Genomic DNA, 21,064 nt, shown 5'->3' with positions numbered 1-21,064 from the left:
TCTTTTCTTGCCTTTGTAAAGTGTTTTCTTTAAATTAAATAAAAAAAGAGTTCAAATAATCGAACTCTTCTTAAACCAATAATTATTCGCTTGCCATAACATCTAAACGATTACGACGTTTTTTAGCATCTTGTTCACATTTATCCATTAAATCACTTGCGTGTTCTGGATTAACTTTTCCTAGTTGAGCGAATCTGTTTTCACTTAATAAGAAATCTTTGAATTTAGTGAAATCAGGTTCTTTAGAATCTAATTGTAATGGGTTCTTACCTTCAGCTTCTAATCTAGGATCATATCTTAACAAGTTAAAATATCCACATTTAACAGCTTCTCTTTGTTGATGTTGATGATTTTGTAATCCACCTTTAATTCCATGTTCATTACATGGTGCATAAGCAATAATTAATGATGGTCCATCATAACTTTCTGCCTCTTTGAATGCTTTAATTGTTTGCGCACTATTTGCACCCATAGCAACTTGTGCAACATATACATGTCCATAAGCCATTGCAATTTGTGCTAAATCTTTTTTAGCAACCTTTTTACCACTTGCTGTAAACTTAGCAATAGATCCAGCTTGTGAAGATTTAGATGATTGACCTCCAGTATTAGAATATACTTCAGTATCAAGAACTAAAATATTTACATTTTGATTATTAGCTAATACATGGTCTACTCCGCCATAACCGATGTCATAAGCCCATCCATCACCACCAATAATCCATTGTGATTTACTTACAAACTCTCCTTCGTAGTGCAATACTTCTTTAATCGCTTCATTAGATGATGCTTTAACTAATTCTGTAATCTTAGGAGCTAATTCTCTTTCTTTTTCACGATCACCTTTGATTGAAATATATTCATCTAAAACATCTTTCAATTCTGGTTCAACGTTATCTTTATTTTCTTCCATAATACGTAACATTGTTGAAACATTATAATTATCAGCAAGTTTCATACCAAATCCATATTCTGCATTATCTTCAAATAATGAGTTAGCCCAAGCAGGACCATTACCATTTTTATCAACAGTACATGGTGTTGATGGAGTTGATCCAGAATAAATTGAACTACATCCTGTTGCGTTTGCAATCATCATATCTTTACCAAATAATTGAGATGCCAAACGATAATATGGTGTTTCACCACATCCACCGCAAGCTCCTGAAACTTCAAAATAAGGTCTCATGAAACCTACACCTTTTGCTGTTGTCTTAGGATAACGATCATCACGATATTGAACGTTTTCATACATATAGTCAGCTAATGGAGCATGTTTTAATTCTTCTTTAACATGAACCATTTCAAGTGCTTTTTCACCTTTTTTACCTGGACATTCAGTTACACACAATCCACATCCTACACAGTTATCTGGCGATACTTGAATACGATAAACTAAACCATCAACATTTTTTCCCATTGGTTTTAATACATCATTACTAATATCTTCAGGTAATGATTGCATCTCTTCATCATCAATTAAGAATGCACGAATTGTTGCATGAGGACAAACCATAACACAGTTATTACATTGAATACAGTTATCTTTATTCCAACGTGGAACCATTGTCGCAATTGCACGTTTTTCTTTAATAGCTACGCCTGATTTCATAGAACCGTCTAGTTTATCCATAAATGCACTTACAGGTAAATCATATCCATCTAGACTGTTAATTACAGAAACAAAGCTGTCAAAATGTTCATCTCCAGTTGACTTTCTTGCTTGATTTACTGTCAATTGAGACCAAGATGGATCAACAGCTACTTCAACAAGAGCATCTTTTCCAGCATCAATTGCTTTATAGTTTAATTGAACAATAGCATCGCCTTTTTTACTGTATGTTTTCTTAGCCATTTCTTTCATATATTCAACAGCTTGATCAATTGGTAAAATTTGTTGATTTAACGCAAAGAATGCTGATTGTAAAATTGTGTTTGTACGACGTCCCATACCAATTTCATTAGCAATTTTATTAGCGTTAATAATATAGAATTTTGCATTTTTATCTGCCAATTGTTTTTTAACACGATTTGGTAAATAATCAACAATATGATCTTTATCGAATTCAGTATTTAATAAGAATGTACCTTCATCCTTTAAATTCTTTAACATATCATATTTAATGACATAATTATCTAAAGAACATGAAATAAAGTCTGCATTATTTACATAATAAGTAGCACGAATTGGTGTATGACCAAATCTTAAATTAGAACGAGTTGCTCCACCCGCTTTTTTACTATCATAAGCAAAATAAGCTTGTGAATATAAATCAGTATGATCTCCAATAATTTTAATAGATGATTTATTTGCAGAAACAGTACCATCAGATCCTAAACCATAGAATAAACATGCAGTGTAGTCAGCACTTACTTTAAATGTTGGATCTTCTTTCAATGATAAGTGAGTAACATCATCGTTAATTCCTATTGTAAATGATGTAAATGGATGTTCATCTAATAAATGATCATAAACAGCTTTAATTTGTCTAGGAGTTGTATCCTTAGACCCCATACCATAACGTCCACCAATAATTGTTGTGACATGTTTAACATCTTTTAAAACACTACATACATCTAAGTATAATGGTTCCCCTGTTGCTCCCATTTCTTTAGTACGATCTAAAACTGCAACTTTTTCTACAGTTTCAGGTAATACTTTTAATAAATATTTAGCTGAGAAAGGACGATATAGATGAACTTTAATTAAACCTACTCTATCCCCCAAGCGGTTCATTTCATCAATTGTTTCTTTAATTGTTTCAGTAACAGACCCCATTGCAATAATAATTCTTGTTGCATCAGGTGCCCCATAATAAGTAAATGGTGCATAATTCCTTCCTGTGATTTCTGAAATCTTATTCATGTAATCAGCAGCAATTTCTACAACTGCATCATAATGTTTATTTTGTGCTTCTCTACCTTGGAAATAAATATCATCATTTTCAGCACCACCACGTTCAATAGGATTAATGTGTGGATTTAGTGCATTTTTCTTAAAACGAGCCAACGCTTCACGATCTAATAATTTATTTAGATCTTCATAATCCATTACTTCAACTTTTTGAATTTCGTGTGATGTTCTAAATCCATCAAAGAAATGCATAACTGGTACAGATGCCTTAATCGCAGTTAAATGCGCTACACCAGCTAAGTCCATAACTTCTTGAACAGAGTGTGAACAAATCATTGGTATTCCTACTTGACGACATGCATAGATATCTTGATGATCTCCAAAGATATTTAACGAACGAGTAGCTAATGCACGAGCTGATACGTGGAAAACACCTGGTAATAATTCCCCTGCAATTTTATATAAATTAGGAATCATTAATAATAAACCTTGTGAAGCAGTAAATGTAGTCGCTAGTGCTCCACCTTGTAATGCACCATGGACAGCACCTGCTGCACCTGCCTCTGACTGCATTTCAATAACATTTACGGGCGAACCAAATAAATTCTTTTTACCTTGAGCAGCCCAAGTTTCAGCATTTTCAGCCATTGGTGACGAAGGTGTAATTGGATAAATACTAGCAACTTCTGTAAACGCATAGGCAACATGCGCAGCTGCAGTATTACCATCCATTGATAAAAACTTTTTAGCCATTTTAAAAATCCTCCTTTTTTGCATATAAACATTATACTACTTTCATGAATTATTTGCTATATATTCATGAGTCAAAACATAAAATTCAATTTTATTCGATTATTACAAACAAAAAGATAGAAATTATGATTTCTATCTTTGAAAAACAATTTTTTTATTTATTTTCGTTTGCCACAAGACTTTGAATATAATTCAATACTTTATCATGTAATTCTTCTCGGTCTAACGAAAAATCAATCGTAGCTTTAATAAATCCAAATTTATCTCCAACATCATATCTATTTCCTTCAAAATCATAAGCGTACACTGCTTGGCGATCTAATAATCTTTTAATTGCATCAGTCAATTGAATTTCTCCGCCAGCACCTTTTCCTTGTGTTTCTAACAAGTCAAAAATTTCAGGTGTTAAAACATAGCGTCCTAAAACTGCCAATTGACTAGGTGCTTCTTCTACTTTTGGCTTTTCAACCATATCTGTCAATTTCACTAAACGTCCTTTAGCCGGATGTGATTTTGAAGGCTCTACGATTCCGTATTTGTTAACATCTGCTTTAGGCACTGTTTGTACTCCCACTACAGAAGCCGATGTTTTTTCATAAGCATCAATAAGTTGCTTTAAAGCAGGATTCCCTTCCTTATTAACCACAACATCATCACCAAGTAATACAGCGAAAGGTTCATCGCCGATAAACGATTTTGCACATAATACGGCGTGACCCAATCCTTTCGGCTCTTTTTGACGAATATAATAAATATTTGCCATATTTGCAATATCTTGAATCATTTTGACTTGTTCTAATTTCCCAGATTCTGTAAGTCTTGCTTCCAATTCATAATTTTTATCAAAATGATTTTCCATCGCATGTTTATTACTGTTAGTAATTATTAAAATTTCTTCAATCCCACTGTCAACAGCTTCTTGAATAATATATTGTATTGTTGGGATATCTACAATAGGCAACATTTCTTTAGCAATCGCCTTTGTTGCTGGTAAAAATCTCGTTCCTAAACCAGCAGCAGGAATAATTGCTTTTCTTACTTTTAAATTTTTCATTATTTTTCTCCTTGTATAATCTTTTTATATAATAACTTTGGTATTATCTTTACCATTTATATAATGGGCAAAATTTACTTATCAAAATCGTTGTTACAAACCCACCAATAAATCCACTTACATGTCCTACTAACGAAATAGAAGGAATCGCAAATGATATAAATAGCATCAATAATAAACTTGATAAAATTTGTCTAAACAAATTATAATATACATCTTTATAAATTAAAGCTAATGCACACAATGATCCAATTAGTCCAAAAATAACACCAGAAATACCTCCCATAATCGAATACATTCCCGTACCATTCAATAAGTATAACAAGCAAGGTATTCCTGTTGTTGCTAACATTGAAATAATAATCACTAAAACATATCGTTTCATTTCAAGAATAAGTTCCATAACACACCCTAAATTATACAATGAATACACATTACAAAATAAATGCATTAATCCAAAATGAATAAAATTAGCCGTAATCAAACGATAATATTGTTTGAAATGGATAACATAAACCGGATTCATTCCTCCTGCTTGTAAGCCTTGATAAGCATTCATATCTATACCATAAAATAAAGTAGTATATAAAAATACAATAACACATACTCCTATCAGTAAAGCTGTTATAGGATAGTTTTTTATATTTCTAAACATGAGGTTCTCCTATAAATTCAAATATAGACATTTGATCAATATTGACTTCATTAACTTCAATATTTTTTTGATTATTTTTATAAATCATTTCAAAACTAGCCGTTGATAAAACATCTTTTATATATAAAGGTGTCGCTTGCATTTCTAATAATCTCTGATTACCCATATATTGGTTATCTAGAACAAGTGGATCAACCCAATGATGATGCATATTTTGTAGTGCAGTAAACCAAGTTGCACCATTATTTATTTTACTTGATATAATAATTTGATATTTAGATAAACCACAAACGTAACTGTTTCTATCAATAGCATGGGTAATATCAAACACAGAGTTTGGATCAACTGCACTCAATATAACAAGTTGCCCATTTTTTATGTATCTTTTATATTTGTTCATTTTTTCAATCATATTTTTGCAAACAAATATAACAACAGAACATCCGTTTCTTAAAGCATATTGAAGTGCTGCCTTATCCACACCTTTTCCATCATTAGAAACATAGTATTTTTTTTCTTCAATAACTTTATCCACAATTCTTTTTATGTATGTCCCATCTTTATGTTCAAGTTCATTTAAACCGCATATTGAAATTCCTGCAGTATATTGGCTCATATCACCTTTGTAATACATATATACAGGTGCTCTTTTTTTCATTGATTTGACTAATAATTGAGGATAATGATCATCATATTTTGTCATTATATTAATGCCTTTATTTTCTAAATCATGCAACAAATTCAACATAAAACTAAGTTTTTTTCGACGCTGTTCCATTTTATAAACAATAAACTCAGGTATATTTAGCATTTCTAGTAATTCATCACTTGATAACCCAAATAAATCTGCAGGTCCCTTCATTCCATGCATTTTTAAAATTTTTTCAACTTGGTACCACTCTTCAATAGTTAATGGAACCTCATCAAAAGCTTTTAAATCACAACAAAATAAAAGGGTAGCGATACTATCTAAATTAAGTTTAATCTTATCCATAACGCTCCGCCTTTCCACATATACAGTTATTATACTATAAAACAAGCATAAAAAAAATGGTATCTTGCGATACCATTTTAATTATTTATCTTGTACTGTGATTTTATCATTATTATGTTCAATGATAATTTCTTCAGCAGCAGCTTGAGCAGCAGCCAAACGTGCAATTAATACACGGTATGGTGAACAAGAAACATAAGTTAATCCAGTTTTATGACAGAATTTAATTGATTCAGGATCTCCACCGTGTTCACCACAAATACCTAATTTAATATTTGGACGAACACTACGTCCTTTTTCTGCTGCCATTTGAATTAATTGACCAACACCACTTTGATCCAATGAAACAAAAGGATCAACTTGAATAACTTTACGTTTAATGTATTCTGGTAAGAATGAACCAACATCATCACGTGAGAATCCAAATGTCATTTGAGTTAAGTCGTTTGTACCAAATGAGAAGAATTCAGCATGTTTAGCAATTTGATCAGCAGTTAATGCAGCTCTAGGAATTTCAATCATTGTACCAATCTTATATTCAATTTTAGCATTTTTAGCCATAATAGCAGCATCTATAGCTTTTGTTACGTTATTTTTAACATAAGTAATTTCTGATTCACTACCAATTAATGGTAACATGATTTCAGGAACAATTGTACATCCTAATTCTCTTTCAACATCAATAGCAGCATCAACAATTGCTTTGACTTGCATATTGTAAATTTCTGGATATGTTACTGCTAAACGAGAACCACGATGTCCTAACATTGGATTGACTTCTTTTAATGAAGCACCTTTTGCTTTAACTTCTTCTAAAGTTTTTCCAAGTTTATCAGCAACAGCTTGATATTCTTCATCTGTATGAGGTAAGAATTCATGAAGTGGTGGATCTAATAAACGTACTGTTACTGGTAATCCAACCATTGCACGATAGATTCCTCTAAAATCTTCAACTTGGAATTTATATAATTCATCTAATGCTTTAATACGTTCTTCAACAGTGTCAGCTAAAATCATTTCTCTCACATATTCAATACGATCACCTTCAAAGAACATATGTTCAGTTCTACATAAACCAACACCTTCAGCACCAAATTTAATAGCTACTGCGGCATCACGTGGGCTATCAGCATTTGCACGTACTTCCAAACGTTTAATTTCATCAGCCCATGACATTAATTCTGCAAAATCACCAGTTAATTCTGACTCTTCAGAATCTAAAACACCCATATATACTTTACCAGTAGATCCATCTAATGATACTTCAGTTCCTTCTGGATAAGTTTTTCCATCAATTGTAAAAGTACCAGCATCATAATCAATTGATAATGCTTTAGCACCAACAATACAGCATTTACCCATACCACGAGCAACAACGGCTGCATGGCTTGTCATACCACCTGTAGAAGTTAAAATACCTTCACAATCAACCATACCTTGGATATCTTCTGGTGAAGTTTCATGTCTCACTAAAACAACTTTTTCACCAGCTACAGCTTTTTCATGAACTTTTTCTGCAGTTAAGTAAACTTTACCTGCACCAGCACCTGGTGAAGCAGGTAACCCTTCAAGAATAGGAGTAGCTTGTTTTAATGCTTCAGCAGTAAAGTTAGGATGAAGTAATTGACTTACTTGATCAGGTTCAATACGAGTCATTGCTTCGTATTTATTGATTAGTCCTTCATGTACTAAATCTACAGCAATCTTTAATGCGGCTTTTCCAGTACGTTTACCATTTCTTGTTTGTAATAAATATAATTTTCCGTTTTCAACTGTAAATTCACAGTCTTGCATATCTTTATAATGTTTTTCTAATCCTTTAACAATTGTTACTAATTGTTTATAAATTTCAGGCATATCTTCTGCTAAACGATCAATTTTTTGTGGTGTACGAATACCTGCAACAACATCTTCACCTTGTGCGTTAATTAAGTATTCACCATAAATATGATTATCACCATTAGCAGCATTACGAGTAAATAAAACCCCAGTTCCTGAATCATTACCCATATTACCAAATACCATTTGTTGAACATTTACAGCAGTTCCTAAATCATGAGGAATACCGTTTAAATTACGATAGATGATAGCACGGTCATTATTCCATGATCTAAATACAGCTAATACAGCACCCATTAATTGTTCTTTTGCATCTTGTGGAAAATCACGTCCTAATTGTTCTTTAAAAATTTCTTTGTATTGAGGAATAATAATATTTTCAAAATCCTCTGCAGTGATATCCAAATCACTTTCATATCCATTATTATTTTTTAATGCTGTTAATTTTGCTTCAAATAATTCTTTATCAATTTCACATACAACATCTGAATACATTTGAATAAAACGACGATAACTATCAAATGCAAAACGGCGATTATCAGTTTGTTTTGCTACAACTTCAACTGTTTCATCATTTAATCCTAAATTTAAAATTGTATCCATCATACCTGGCATTGAGAATTTAGCTCCAGAACGTACAGAAACTAATAATGGATTATCTAATCCTCCAAGTTTTTTACCAGCTAATTTTTCTAGTCTTTCTAATGCTTCATCAATTTGTTTTTTCATTGTTTCATTGATGATTTGTCCATCTGCATAATATTCATTACATGCTTCTGTTGTTACAGTGAACCCTTGTGGTACAGGTAAACCTAAATTTACCATTTGAGCTAAGTTTGCTCCTTTACCTCCAAGAAGATCACGCATCATTTCATTACCTTCACTAAACATATAAACGTATTTCTTCATTAAACTAATCCTCCTTAGAAATAACTCATAAATTAATTATATACTTGTTAGCGTTTACATTCAAGTTAAATCATCATTTTCTTTTCCAAAGATATGAAAATAATCTGCTTAATATATACCTTTTTAGCAGACTTTTAATTAAATAAAAATAAAGTGTCTTTATTTGTTTAGAGACACTTTATTTTTGATTAGCAACTTCTATTTCAATACGTCGATTATGTATTTTTTCTTTTTGACAATTTCGTAAAACCTTTTCAATTTGATTTTCTCTAATATTGACAAAAGTAAATTTTCTTTTTATATCAATTCCTTGAATATCCTCTCGATTAACATTTGCCTTTTCTACAAAGAAATCAATAATATCCCCTTTTTTTACTTTATCCATCGTTCCTGCAGTGACAAATAATCTTACAAAACCTTCACTTGCTCCCTTTTTCTTTTTTCTAGGTGTAGTAATTGTTTCTTTAGTATAGGCATATCCTGTTTGTTGGTGATAGACAAGTTGAATTAAGGCAGCTGTAAAATCCGGGAGCATCGTTTCATCAATTTCATTTACAATAGATTTAAACTTTTTATGATGTCCTTGAAATATTTCATCTTCTGCTTGTGATAAAATACGATTTACTTTGTTCATTTTTATTTCTGTTAATGTAGGAATCACTCCTTTTTCAATAGTAGAGTGTGTTTCTTTTTCAATTTGCTTTAAAAATGAATGATCACGAGGAGAAATAATAGTATAAGCAATCCCTTTTTTATTAGCTCTACCAGTACGACCAATACGATGAACATATGCTTCTACTTCTTGAGGTAATCCATAATTAATAACATGACTTACATTTTCAACATCAATTCCCCTTGCGGCGACATCAGTCGCTACTAAAAACTGAATAGCCCCTGTTTTTAATTTCCTTAATGTGTTCATTCTATGATTTTGATTTAAGTCACCATGCATCGCTTCTACACTATAGTTAGCCTTTTGCATCAGTTCTACAACTTCATCAACACTTCTTTTAGTTCGGCAAAAAATAATACCTGTTTGAACCTGTGAAACATCTATTAAACGACAAAGTGTTTCAAAACGGTCTTTTTCTTTTACCTCATAATAATATTGTTTAACTGTTGTCGCTGTTTGTGTTTTTTGTTTAATGGCTATATGTTGATAGTCTTCTTTCATATATTTTTTAGCAATTTTTTTAATTCCTTGAGGCATTGTAGCTGAAAACAAAACAGTTTGACGATGAGAGTTTGTTTTTTCTAATATTGTTTCAACATCTTCAACAAAGCCCATTTTTAACATCTCATCCGCTTCATCTAAAACAACATAATCTACAGCCTGTAATTTTAATACTTTTCTACGCATTAAATCCATAATGCGTCCAGGTGTACCAATAACCACATCAACGCCTTTTTTTATTATTTTAATTTGTTTTTCAATTTCACTTCCGCCATAAACACATACATAAGTTAATTCTTTATATTTCCCAATTCTTTTTATTTCTTCGTTGATTTGCATTGCTAATTCACGAGTTGGTGAAATAATCAATGCTTGGGGTAAATCATGTGATTCATTGATTTTTGATAAAATTGCACTTCCAAAAGCTAATGTTTTTCCTGTTCCAGTTTGAGCTTGTCCAATGATATCATGACCACCTAATACTTCAGGTATTGCTTTTTCTTGAATTGGCGATGGTTTAACAAATCCCATATTCTTAATTGCTTTTAATACATCTTGACTTAATCCTAATTTTTCAAATAAGTTTTCCATTCTTTCTCCTTTTCTTAACGCTCATGAAGTATAACACAAAAAAAGAAAAAAATGTATGTTTAGCATACATTTCTTGGTTTATTTATTTGATAAGCTTTAATATTTTCAATTACTTCTTTAATACAACGTGCTCTTGCTTCTTGAGTCGCCCATGCAATATGTGGTGTCATGAGTAATTTTGTTGGATTTTGAATTGCCAATAAAGGATTATCTTTACCCATTGGTTCTTGTTCAAATACATCTAACCCTGCTCCTGCAATAACATCATTTTTTAAAGCTTCATATAAATCATTTTCATTAATAATCGGTCCACGACCAACATTAATTAAATAACTTGTTTTTTTCATTTTAGCAAAGGCTTCTTTATTAAATAAATGATGTGTCTGCTTATTAAGAGGAGCATGAATTGTAATAATATCACATGTACTTAATAAAGTATCAAAATCTACTTTTTGGTATTCACTAGAATTATTCTTTCCACTTGTTGAATAATAAACAACATGGCAACCAAATGTTTTGGCGATTTGAGCAACTTTTTTACCAATGTTACCTAGTCCAACAATTCCCCATGTTTTTCCCTCAAGTTCATAGAATGGCTGTTCAAAATGAGTAAACAAAGATGAAGAACTATATTGCCCAGATGAAACGTAGTTATGATAATAATGATTTTTTTCATACAAATCTAGTAATAGTGCAAACGTATGTTGAGCAACACTATTTGTTGAATAGCCTTGCACATTACATACAGTAATTTGATGTTGATGACAATAATCAATATCAATATTATTGTATCCTGTTGCTGTCACACATATAAGTTCTACCAAAGGTGCTTGTTTTAATACTTCTTCATTTAAAATGTGCTTATTAGTAATGACAATATGTGCATCATGAATTCTTGATACAATATCTTCTCTCTTTGTTTGATCATAAATATAAACTTCACCTAAATCCATTAATTCCTGAAAATCTAAATCATGACCTACAGTTTCTCTATCGAGAAAAACTATTTTCATTTTCTTTTTTTTTAAAGACTTTAAAATTTCATCTATATTTTTTCCTTTTAATTCTTCTCCTAAACGAATTGCCTCATTTAGATCAAGAATACTGCTTTCATTAGCAATTCCTTTCATTTGTGCATCTTCAACTTCAAAGCGTAAATATTGATTTAAAAGGCAAATACCTAGAGCTCTGGATGTCATTTCTTTACTTTCCTGATAATCAGTAAGAATATTTTGAAAAAACTGAGCATTTTCACTTTGACACATTTGTAAGCATTCTTCAAAAGATGAAGCTTCTTGAATATGTTTTCTAAAAGAATCATCAAATAATAAAGGTAACACAATATCATATACATCCATTGGCACATGTCCATATCCTTTAGTAAAGTTATAAAGTAGTGCAGTACCTAATTTTTCATCTTTCATTTTATCAACTAGTTTCATAATTTCCTCCTAAAAAATTCACTTTAACACGATGACGTTCTTGCTTGGTTAAGTCATCATAAAAAATAAAGCAGTATTTAAATCTATTTGTTGAATAATCGTATTTTAATACATTATAACTTAAATATCTACTCTTACTTTCTTTAGCACCGCCCCCACACGATGATCCTCCTGCAATAATATACATAGAATTCAATAATCCTACATAAGGAATATGCTTATGACCGTGGAAAACATAATCAACACCATGCCCATCTAGCCACTCAATAACTTCTTTAGCATCAACAAGAGCTTTTGAACTATCCATCAGCTTACCCATAAATAATTTTTCATTCCATTTAATCTTTAAAAAATCATCTTTTTTAATAGGAATTAAATGATGATGCATCATAGCTATCAAAGTATACTGATCTAAATTTTCAATTGAAGCTAATTCTTCCTCTATTTCATCTAATTTAATTTTACCAACTTTGCCACGAGCCAAATTACCTTCAGAGGTTGAATCAATTTTAATAATTATTATTTTTTCTTGCTCTAAAACCTTAATATTTTCACCAAGTAAATAAGCAACAACTTTTGCTTTTTGCTTTTTAAAAATATTTAACCCATGAACAATAACATCATGATTTCCTAGTACAAATGTTACATCACCATGATATTGTTTTTTTAAACGGTTCATAAATTGTGAAGCTAAATACATATTCTTACGATTTGGTGAATTCATCAAATCACCAGTAATCAAATATTTTATTTGGTGTTGGCTATACAAATGTTGATAGAGTTCATCTAAACTTTCATTTAGTACCTCAACTCCCTCATTCGTCTTTTTTGTTCCTAGGTGTAAATCACTTAACTGAACGAAGTAACCATCATTATGATTAAAATTAAAGTCATCAAAAATAGTATGATTTTCAATTCTTTTAAACACATTTTGAATATCATTTTCATCTTTCACAGGAATAAAATTCCATAAATGCTCTTTGAATACAAAAATACCCGGCCAATTATCAATTTGAAACAAAGCATTTAAAAACAATTGAAAAGGTCCATAAAATGAAAAATCATTATTTTTAACCAATTTATCAATACAAAAAACTCTGATAGAGTCATTTTGATATTTTAATGCATAATTTCGATCAATTATTTTTTTTGACAATTCATCCCCTATTGCCGGTAAGAAAGCAACTTGATATTTTCTTATTTCTTTTTGATAAAAAGATTTATACTCCTGATCATAATCAGTTTTAAATAAAAAATCAGCATTTTTTAATGATTTTGCCCTTTTAAACATTTGCCAATTTTCATTATCTACTTGATTGAAAAAACTTAAATTAATATTAAAAGATTGTAACCACTTTTTCAAACATTCTGTTGTGTGGAAATCTTCATAAGCACGATTATATGAAATTTCATTGTAATTAAAAATAAAATTATAATAAATATTTAAAAGATCTAATGAGTTCATATTCTCACCTCTTTAAACATTATACACCATCTCACTTTTTAGATAACCTATTTTCTATAACTGAATAAAAAAGAAGATAACAATGTTATCTTCAACTATTAAAATTTAAGGTTTCTAGGTGTTCTTGGGAATGGTTCAACATCTCTAATATTTTGCATTCCTGTTAAATACATTAAGAAACGATCGAATCCTAGACCAAATCCTGCATGTTTACATCCACCAAAGCGTCGTAAATCCATATACCATTGTAGTCCTTCTTTAGCCATTCCTTTTTCATCCATTATCTTTTCTAAAACATCATATCTTTCTTCACGTTGAGAACCACCTACTAATTCCCCAATTCCTGGTACAAGTAAATCACAAGCAGCAACAGTTTTTCCATCATCATTTAAACGCATATAGAATGCTTTAATTTCTTTTGGATAATCTGTTAAAAAGACGGGACCACCTACTATTTTTTCACAAATATAACGTTCATGTTCTGAATTTAAATCCATACCCCATGATACCGGATTTTCAAATTTAACATCAGCTTTTTCTAAGTATTCAATAGCTTCTGTATAAGTCATACGTTTAAATTCACTATCTCTTACATGACTAATACGTTTAATACATTCTTTATCAATCATTGATTCAAAGAATTTCATTTCTTCCGGAGCATTTTCTAATACATAATCAATACAGAATTTAACCATATCTTCAATTAAATCCATATCATCTTCTAAATCAGCGAAAGCAATTTCAGGTTCAATCATCCAAAATTCACTTGCATGTCTTGATGTATTTGAATTTTCTGCACGGAATGCAGGACCAAATGTATAAACATCTCTAAATGCCATACAAAAAGCTTCAACATGTAATTGCCCAGTTACTGTTAAGTATGCTTCCTTTCCAAAGAAATCCTTATCAAATTCTGTATTATCAATTGTCGTTGCTCTAAACATTTCTCCGGCACCTTCACCATCATTAGAAGTAATAATTGGTGTATGAACATAAACAAATCCTTGATTTTGGAAAAATTCATGAATAGCCATTGATAATACTGATCGTACACGATAAATTGCATAGAACGTATTTGCTCTTGGTCTTAAATGTGGTATTTCTCTCATATATTCAAAAGAATGTCTTTTCTTTTGTAATGGGAAATCTTCATCACAAGTTCCTTCAATTGTAACTTGTGTTGCTTCTACTTCAAATGGTTGTTTTCCTTCAGGTGTTAATTTTAATTTACCTAGAACTTTAATAGCACTACCAGTCGAAATATGTGCCACTTCTTGATAATTATCTAACCCTTCTTCTATATAAACAACTTGTAAATTTCTAAAATAAGTTCCATCATTTAAAGCAATAAAACCAACTTTTCCATTATTTCTATTTGTACGAACCCATCCTTGAAGTTCAACATACTCAATTCCTTCTAATTGAGATTGATCACCATCAAGAAACATTTCAAATAATTCTCTTACTGTAATAAATTCAAACATATGTCCCCTCCTATAACTTATCTACTAATTATATACATTAATCACACTTTATCAATCATTATTGATCATTTGAATGCATTTTTATAATTAATTCTTGTATTGCTACAACAACATCAACCGTTTGTACCTCTACTCCTGGTCGTACTGTAAAATGACTATGTGTAAAATCCACAATTCCTTTAATACCTAAATCCATAAGGCGATCTACTGTATTTTGCACATTTTCTGATATAGCTAAAATTGCAATTTTACAATCTTTAGGAAAAGTAGCTTCTAAATCATCAATATGATTTAATTTAACACCAAATCTTTCCCCTTCCTTATTTTTATCCATATCATAGCCACACACAATTTTACCAACTGTATATTGCCAACGATTATATTTTAAAATAGCACTTCCTAAATTACCAACCCCAATTAAAATAATAGGTTCTTCAAGACCTAATCCAAGCACTTCACTTAAACCATCAATAAGATGTTTAACATCATATCCTTTACCGCGTCTTCCAAAATTGTCTGTCTTTGAAAGATATGTAAAGTCTCGTCTTATAGTTGTATCTTGAATTCCAGTTGTTTCATATAATTCACTTGACAAACACGTTTCTTTTCCTTCATGTTGCATTTTTCTTAAAGCTTTTAAATAAACCGGAAAACGTGACATTGTTGCTTTTGAAATCTTTTTATCCATATTATTCCTCCTCAATCGATTCTAATTCTAAATCAAGATGAGGTTTAATCCCCAATGACAAATCACTAAACAAATGATGATCATACATAACTTTCCCTGCTAAAGCAATCATCATTGCATTATCTGTACAACATGACATTGGTGGCAATGAAAGTATCACCCCTGGCATCTTGTCAACTTCTTCTTTAATTTTTTGTCTTAAACCTTTATTTGCACTTGCCCCACCAGCAAGCATAATTTCTTTAACGTGATATTCTTTAGCAGCCTTTATTGTTTTATTTACTAAAACATCAACAACAACATTTTGAAAACTATAAGCCAAGTTTTCATGATTCATTTCTTCATGCCTTTGTGTCATATTATGTGCCAAATTAATGACTGCTGATTTTAATCCACTAAAACTGAAATTATAACTATCATCATCTAATGGCTTTGGCAAAGTATATTGTGGTTTACCTTGAAAGGCTAATTGATCTATAATTGGTCCTCCTGGATAAGGAAGTCCTAAAACTCTACCAACCTTATCGTATGCCTCACCAACCGCATCATCAAGTGTTTCCCCAATCACTTCAAATGAAAAAGGACTTTTCATATAAACTAACTCTGTATGTCCGCCACTCACAACTAAACATAGTGCCGGATAAACAATATCTTTTTCATAATTATTGGCATAAATATGTCCTGCAATATGATGAACTCCTATAAGCGGTTTATCAAAGGCTAATGCTAAAGTCTTAGCAACTTGTAATCCAATATGCAATGATCCTACAAGCCCCGGACCTTTAGTAACACAAATCGCATCAATCTGTTCCATTGTAACATGAGCCTGTTGTAAAGTTTCCTTCAACACAAGCGAAACACATTCTACATGTTTACGACTTGCAATTTCTGGCACAACGCCTCCGTACATTGCATGAATATCAATTTGACTGGCAACAACACTACTTAAAAATTCTCTTTGATCTTTAAGTACAGCCATAGCCATTTCATCACAACTTGATTCTATAGCTAACAATAGTGACATACTATACCTCCATTTCCTTAATCATTAAATAAGCATCTTCGTGTGTATCTTCATAATAATTTTTTCGTAACGCTACATTTTTGAAACCATATTTTTCGTATAAATGAATAGCACCCATGTTAGATACACGCACTTCTAAATTAATATTATGATATTTTCTTTGACAAGTTAAATCAATGGCATACTGCATTAATTGACTTCCATAGCCTTGTCCTTGCATTTCTTGATTTACTCCAATTGTTGTAATTTGACTTTGATCTCCCATTAGCCACATTCCTAAATAACCAACAATTTGTTTTTCATTTTCAATAACAACATAATGTCCAAAAGGATTCGTATTTATTTCATAAATAAAGTCCTCTTTAGACCACGGTGATGAAAATAATAGTTGTTCTAAATAAGTAACTTCATCAAGATCATCCACTTTCATTTTTCTTATTTGCATATTTTTTTAGCCTCTACTGATTTTAAATAAACAGGTACTAAATTATCAATATCTTCTACATAAGACTCACTTTTAGCTAATTGATACATATTTTGTGCTAAATTAACTTCACTTTGCACTTGATTAACTAAATCGCAATCTCCTACAACCTTAAAATTTGGATATAATTGCATTAACTGATCAAATTCATCAATATCAATCATCTTTTCTTTAATTAAATCATGACCATTTTGATAAACACCCACAAACACTTTATGACTTCTAGCATCCAATACACTTATTACTTCATCATATCCTGCATAAGCTTTTAAAGAAGAAATTGTTTTAATCTTTATAGATGTAGTTGTAGCTAATGTCTTAGCAATTGTTAAAGCAACACGTACACCAGTATAAGAACCAGGACCAATTGTTATGATCATTTCGCCAAAATCTTTTACCTTTAAATGATGACGATTTAAAAGTTTTCCCAAATAAACAATAGCATATTCTGACTGACGTCGATTTCCCTCTTCTTGAATTACATCTAAACATTGTCCTTGATCATACAATGCAATAACAAGATATTTATTCGATGTATCCATTACAATTGTTTTCATTTATTATCTCCTTTACCAATTCTTCATATCTTTGACCAATTGGATGCATAATACATGTACGTCCATTTTCTTCATGATTCAAAATAATTTCTAAACGTTCATGAGGTAAAATATTTTCAATAAATTGTGACCATTCGACAACACATACATCATCACTATCAAAAATCTCCTCAAAACCTAATTCATCATCTTGTCCTTCAAGACGATAGACATCAAAATGTGATAAATTTAAACGTCCTTGATATTGTTTTAAAATAGTAAAAGTTGGTGAATTAATAACTCTTTTGATTCCCAATCCTTGTCCAATTCCTTTTGTTAGAGTTGTTTTACCAGCACCTAAATCACCACTTAAAGTAATTAAACTATGTGCTTTAACTAACTTACCAATTATTTTTCCTAAAGAAATTGTATCTTCTTGACAATCTAATTTTATTTTTGCTTTCATATTTATCCCTCTTTTAAATCTTGATAAAAATGATACCAATCTTTAGTAAATGATTCACTAAATGGTCCTTTTTGTGCTTTAGCAACTTCAATTAAAACATCTAGTTGTTTCCATAAAATTTCATCTAATCGTTCACTATATCCCATCATTCTAGCATGTTGACGATATTCTTCTTCATCTAGAATACGATAATTATGATCTGGAAACACCTTTAAATCTAAATCATAATCAATATATTTTAATGCTTCGCCATCATATAATGCAGGTGAAGCAATATTACAATAATAATAAACACCTGTTTTTCTAATCATACAAATGACATTATACCATTTATTTTTAGGTAAATACCAAATAGCCGGTTCTCTTGTATGCCACATTCTTCCATCAGATTCCGTTACTAATGTTCTATTATTAATAACAATAAAATGGTCATCCGTTTCTTCTAATACAAGACCTTTAGACCAACAACGGTGAATACTACCATCATGTTTGTAACTATGTATCAGTACTTTTTTTCCTACGATAGTATTATCCATATACTTCTAATCTCCTTAATAACATTATCATTATACACAAATTTAAAATTGAATGAAAGACATAAAAAAATACTCTTATTAATAAGAGTATTTTAGAAACGAACAGTTTTTTTTAATCTTGGATATAAAATCATAAATAATATAAAACAAACAATAAGTGTTCCTATATTGTATGGTAAATTATATGTAAGATTTCCTTTTAATGGTGTTGCAAAAGCATACCACCCTGCAAGTAAATGGCTAATTGTTTTTAACACACACATCACAATGATTCCTACAGGAATTTCATATTGTTTATAGTGTGCTAAAGGAATCAGTCCTGTCATACCAACTAATACCATTGGAATAATGTAATCAAAAATAACTGATAAAGGACCATAAAATACAGCAAGTCCCAAAGCAAATTGTACACCTAAACTTACTAAAGAAACAACAACACCGTATTTCCAATTCATTAAATAGCTACATAAAAAAATTGGAACCAATGAAAAAGCAATATTTCCTCCCTTTGGCATTTCATAAATTTTTGTACAATACTCAAGTACAATTTGTAATGCCGCGAAAATTGCCATATAAGTCATGGTTCTCGTACTTAATTCAAATTCTTTTTTCATCATTTTATCTCCTTCTTGCCGGAGTAAAGATATATTCATGATGCTCTCTCTACGCTGGTATTACCCAGATCAGATATTAAGGGACAAGGTTTTCACCTATCTCAGCACATGCGCCCCCGGCTAGTAACCATTATATACTGACTATCAATAAAAACAATAAAATCTTGTTTATTTTATATAGTTTTTTTAAGGAATGGTGTTATAATAGCGATATATTAAGGAGGCTTTATAAAAATATGGCAAAAATTATTTCTGTAAATGCAGGGAGTTCATCATTAAAGTTCCAATTATTTGAAATGGATGATGAATCAGTTATCACTTCTGGAGTAATTGAAAGAATTGGTTTAGAAGATTCTATTTTTACTATTAAATATAACGGAGAAAAAGAACAAACTATCTTACCTATTAAAGATCATAAAGTTGCTGTTCAACTTTTATTAGATACTTTAATCAAAAAAGAAATCGTTCATGATTTAAATGAAATCAAAGGTGTTGGTCATCGTGTTGTTCAAGGTGGTGCATACTTCGATCAATCAGTTGTCATTGATGAAGATGTTGTAGCAAAAATTGATGAATTAAAATCATTAGCACCTCTACACAATCCAGCTCACTTAACTGGATATTATGCTTTTAAAGAAGCTATCCCAAACGCTGGTGCAGTTGCAGTATTTGATACTGCATTCCACCAAACACTTGAACCAAAAAGTTATATTTACCCAATTCCATATAAATATTATGTAGAAAATAAAGTACGTAAATATGGTGCTCATGGTACAAGTCATTTCTATGTATCTTCACGTTGTCGTGAAATGATGGGAAATCCAGAACATTCACGTATTATCGTTGCTCACTTAGGAGCTGGTGGATCTTTAAGTGCTGTTAAAGATGGTAAATCAATCAATACATCTATGGGATTCACTCCTTTAGCTGGTATCATGATGGGAACACGTTCAGGAGATGTTGATCCTTCTGTAATCGACTATTTAATCGAAGAAGTTGGATTAGATATGAAAGAAGTTATTCGTATGTTAAATAAAGAATCTGGATTACTAGGTGTATCTGGTGTGTCTAGTGACTTTAGAGATGTACAAAATGCAGCTGCTAATGGTAACGAAAGAGCTCAATTAGCATTAGATATTTTCTTTAGAAGAGTTATTGCTTATATTGGACGTTATTTCATTGCTTTAGGAGGCGTTGACGCTATTTGCTTTACAGCAGGTATTGGTGAAAATTCTTTCTTTGCTAGAAAAGAAATTTGTAAATTATTAGAAGAAGCATTAGGTGTTAAAATTGATGATGACGCTAACGTAAACGGAAAAGGCGATCGTTTAATTTCTACACCAGATAGTAAAGTTAAAATCTATGTTATTCCAACTAATGAAGAATTAGTTATCGCACGTGATACAAAGAGATTATTAAACTTATAAAAAATGACACCTGTGTATACCACAGGTGTTCAGATTGTTGACAAACCTATACCTTTACATAAAGATATAGGTTTT

The 21,064-nt window shown here is 30.9% G+C and carries 17 protein-coding genes and 1 riboswitch; of the genes, 1 reads left to right on the top strand and 16 read right to left on the bottom strand.

Annotated features, from left to right (window positions below):
* Window positions 1-82: 82 nt before the first annotated feature.
* The 16 genes from nifJ to DWZ53_RS09945 all read right to left on the bottom strand — a co-directional run bounded on the left by nifJ (window position 83) and on the right by DWZ53_RS09945 (window position 19,562).
* Window positions 83-3,607 carry a pyruvate:ferredoxin (flavodoxin) oxidoreductase gene (gene nifJ, locus DWZ53_RS10020; protein WP_118434029.1) on the bottom strand — a complete coding sequence of 1,175 codons (3,525 nt, stop codon included), beginning with the start codon at window positions 3,605-3,607 and terminating at the stop codon, window positions 83-85.
* Between the two features lie 154 nt (window positions 3,608-3,761).
* A complete protein-coding gene (galU, locus tag DWZ53_RS10015; RefSeq protein WP_118434027.1) occupies window positions 3,762-4,661 on the bottom strand; it encodes a UTP--glucose-1-phosphate uridylyltransferase GalU in 900 nt (299 codons plus the stop codon).
* Window positions 4,662-4,710: 49 nt separating this feature from the next.
* Window positions 4,711-5,316: a rhomboid family intramembrane serine protease gene (locus tag DWZ53_RS10010; protein WP_118434025.1), complete on the bottom strand. Its 606-nt coding sequence runs from the start codon at window positions 5,314-5,316 to the stop codon at window positions 4,711-4,713.
* Window positions 5,309-6,310, bottom strand: a complete 1,002-nt coding sequence (locus DWZ53_RS10005) for a DNA-processing protein DprA (protein ID WP_118434023.1) — start codon at window positions 6,308-6,310, stop codon at window positions 5,309-5,311. The genes DWZ53_RS10010 and DWZ53_RS10005 overlap by 8 nt, the downstream gene beginning before the upstream one ends.
* Before the next feature lie 81 nt (window positions 6,311-6,391).
* Window positions 6,392-9,058: a pyruvate, phosphate dikinase gene (ppdK, locus tag DWZ53_RS10000; protein WP_118434021.1), complete on the bottom strand. Its 2,667-nt coding sequence runs from the start codon at window positions 9,056-9,058 to the stop codon at window positions 6,392-6,394.
* Window positions 9,059-9,236: 178 nt separating this feature from the next.
* Window positions 9,237-10,823 (bottom strand): DEAD/DEAH box helicase, encoded by a 1,587-nt coding sequence (locus DWZ53_RS09995; protein WP_118434019.1) that lies wholly within the window; start codon window positions 10,821-10,823, stop codon window positions 9,237-9,239.
* A 59-nt stretch (window positions 10,824-10,882) separates the two neighbouring features.
* Window positions 10,883-12,265 (bottom strand): D-2-hydroxyacid dehydrogenase, encoded by a 1,383-nt coding sequence (locus DWZ53_RS09990; protein WP_118434017.1) that lies wholly within the window; start codon window positions 12,263-12,265, stop codon window positions 10,883-10,885.
* On the bottom strand, window positions 12,252-13,730 hold the full coding sequence (locus DWZ53_RS09985; RefSeq protein ID WP_118434015.1) for a metallophosphoesterase: 1,479 nt from the start codon (window positions 13,728-13,730) through the stop codon (window positions 12,252-12,254). The genes DWZ53_RS09990 and DWZ53_RS09985 overlap by 14 nt, the downstream gene beginning before the upstream one ends.
* Before the next feature lie 98 nt (window positions 13,731-13,828).
* Window positions 13,829-15,214 carry an asparagine--tRNA ligase gene (gene asnS / locus DWZ53_RS09980; protein WP_118434013.1) on the bottom strand — a complete coding sequence of 462 codons (1,386 nt, stop codon included), beginning with the start codon at window positions 15,212-15,214 and terminating at the stop codon, window positions 13,829-13,831.
* Window positions 15,215-15,272: 58 nt separating this feature from the next.
* On the bottom strand, window positions 15,273-15,902 hold the full coding sequence (locus DWZ53_RS09975) for a redox-sensing transcriptional repressor Rex (protein WP_118434011.1): 630 nt from the start codon (window positions 15,900-15,902) through the stop codon (window positions 15,273-15,275).
* A gap of 1 nt (window position 15,903) precedes the next feature.
* Entirely contained in the window at window positions 15,904-16,926 is a 1,023-nt protein-coding gene (tsaD, locus tag DWZ53_RS09970; RefSeq protein ID WP_118434009.1) for a tRNA (adenosine(37)-N6)-threonylcarbamoyltransferase complex transferase subunit TsaD, read from the bottom strand.
* A gap of 1 nt (window position 16,927) precedes the next feature.
* Entirely contained in the window at window positions 16,928-17,371 is a 444-nt protein-coding gene (gene rimI, locus DWZ53_RS09965) for a ribosomal protein S18-alanine N-acetyltransferase (protein WP_118434007.1), read from the bottom strand.
* Window positions 17,362-17,967, bottom strand: coding sequence for a tRNA (adenosine(37)-N6)-threonylcarbamoyltransferase complex dimerization subunit type 1 TsaB (tsaB, locus tag DWZ53_RS09960; RefSeq protein ID WP_118434005.1), 606 nt, complete (start codon window positions 17,965-17,967; stop codon window positions 17,362-17,364). Before tsaB ends, rimI begins: the two co-directional genes overlap by 10 nt.
* Window positions 17,936-18,412: a tRNA (adenosine(37)-N6)-threonylcarbamoyltransferase complex ATPase subunit type 1 TsaE gene (gene tsaE, locus DWZ53_RS09955; protein WP_118434003.1), complete on the bottom strand. Its 477-nt coding sequence runs from the start codon at window positions 18,410-18,412 to the stop codon at window positions 17,936-17,938. Before tsaE ends, tsaB begins: the two co-directional genes overlap by 32 nt.
* Before the next feature lie 2 nt (window positions 18,413-18,414).
* Entirely contained in the window at window positions 18,415-18,948 is a 534-nt protein-coding gene (locus DWZ53_RS09950) for a DUF402 domain-containing protein (protein WP_118434001.1), read from the bottom strand.
* Between the two features lie 92 nt (window positions 18,949-19,040).
* On the bottom strand, window positions 19,041-19,562 hold the full coding sequence (locus DWZ53_RS09945; protein WP_233541881.1) for an ECF transporter S component: 522 nt from the start codon (window positions 19,560-19,562) through the stop codon (window positions 19,041-19,043).
* A 29-nt stretch (window positions 19,563-19,591) separates the two neighbouring features.
* Window positions 19,592-19,690, bottom strand: a riboswitch (TPP riboswitch).
* A gap of 108 nt (window positions 19,691-19,798) precedes the next feature.
* Here DWZ53_RS09945 and DWZ53_RS09940 point away from each other — a divergent pair.
* Entirely contained in the window at window positions 19,799-20,989 is a 1,191-nt protein-coding gene (locus DWZ53_RS09940; RefSeq protein ID WP_118433997.1) for an acetate/propionate family kinase, read from the top strand.
* The last annotated feature ends 75 nt before the right edge of the window (window positions 20,990-21,064 follow it).

It is taken from the genome of Coprobacillus sp. AF33-1AC, from assembly GCF_003475785.1.
GTDB lineage: Bacteria > Bacillota_I > Bacilli_A > Erysipelotrichales > Coprobacillaceae > Faecalibacillus.
This window is presented reverse-complemented; position numbering and strand designations above follow the sequence as displayed.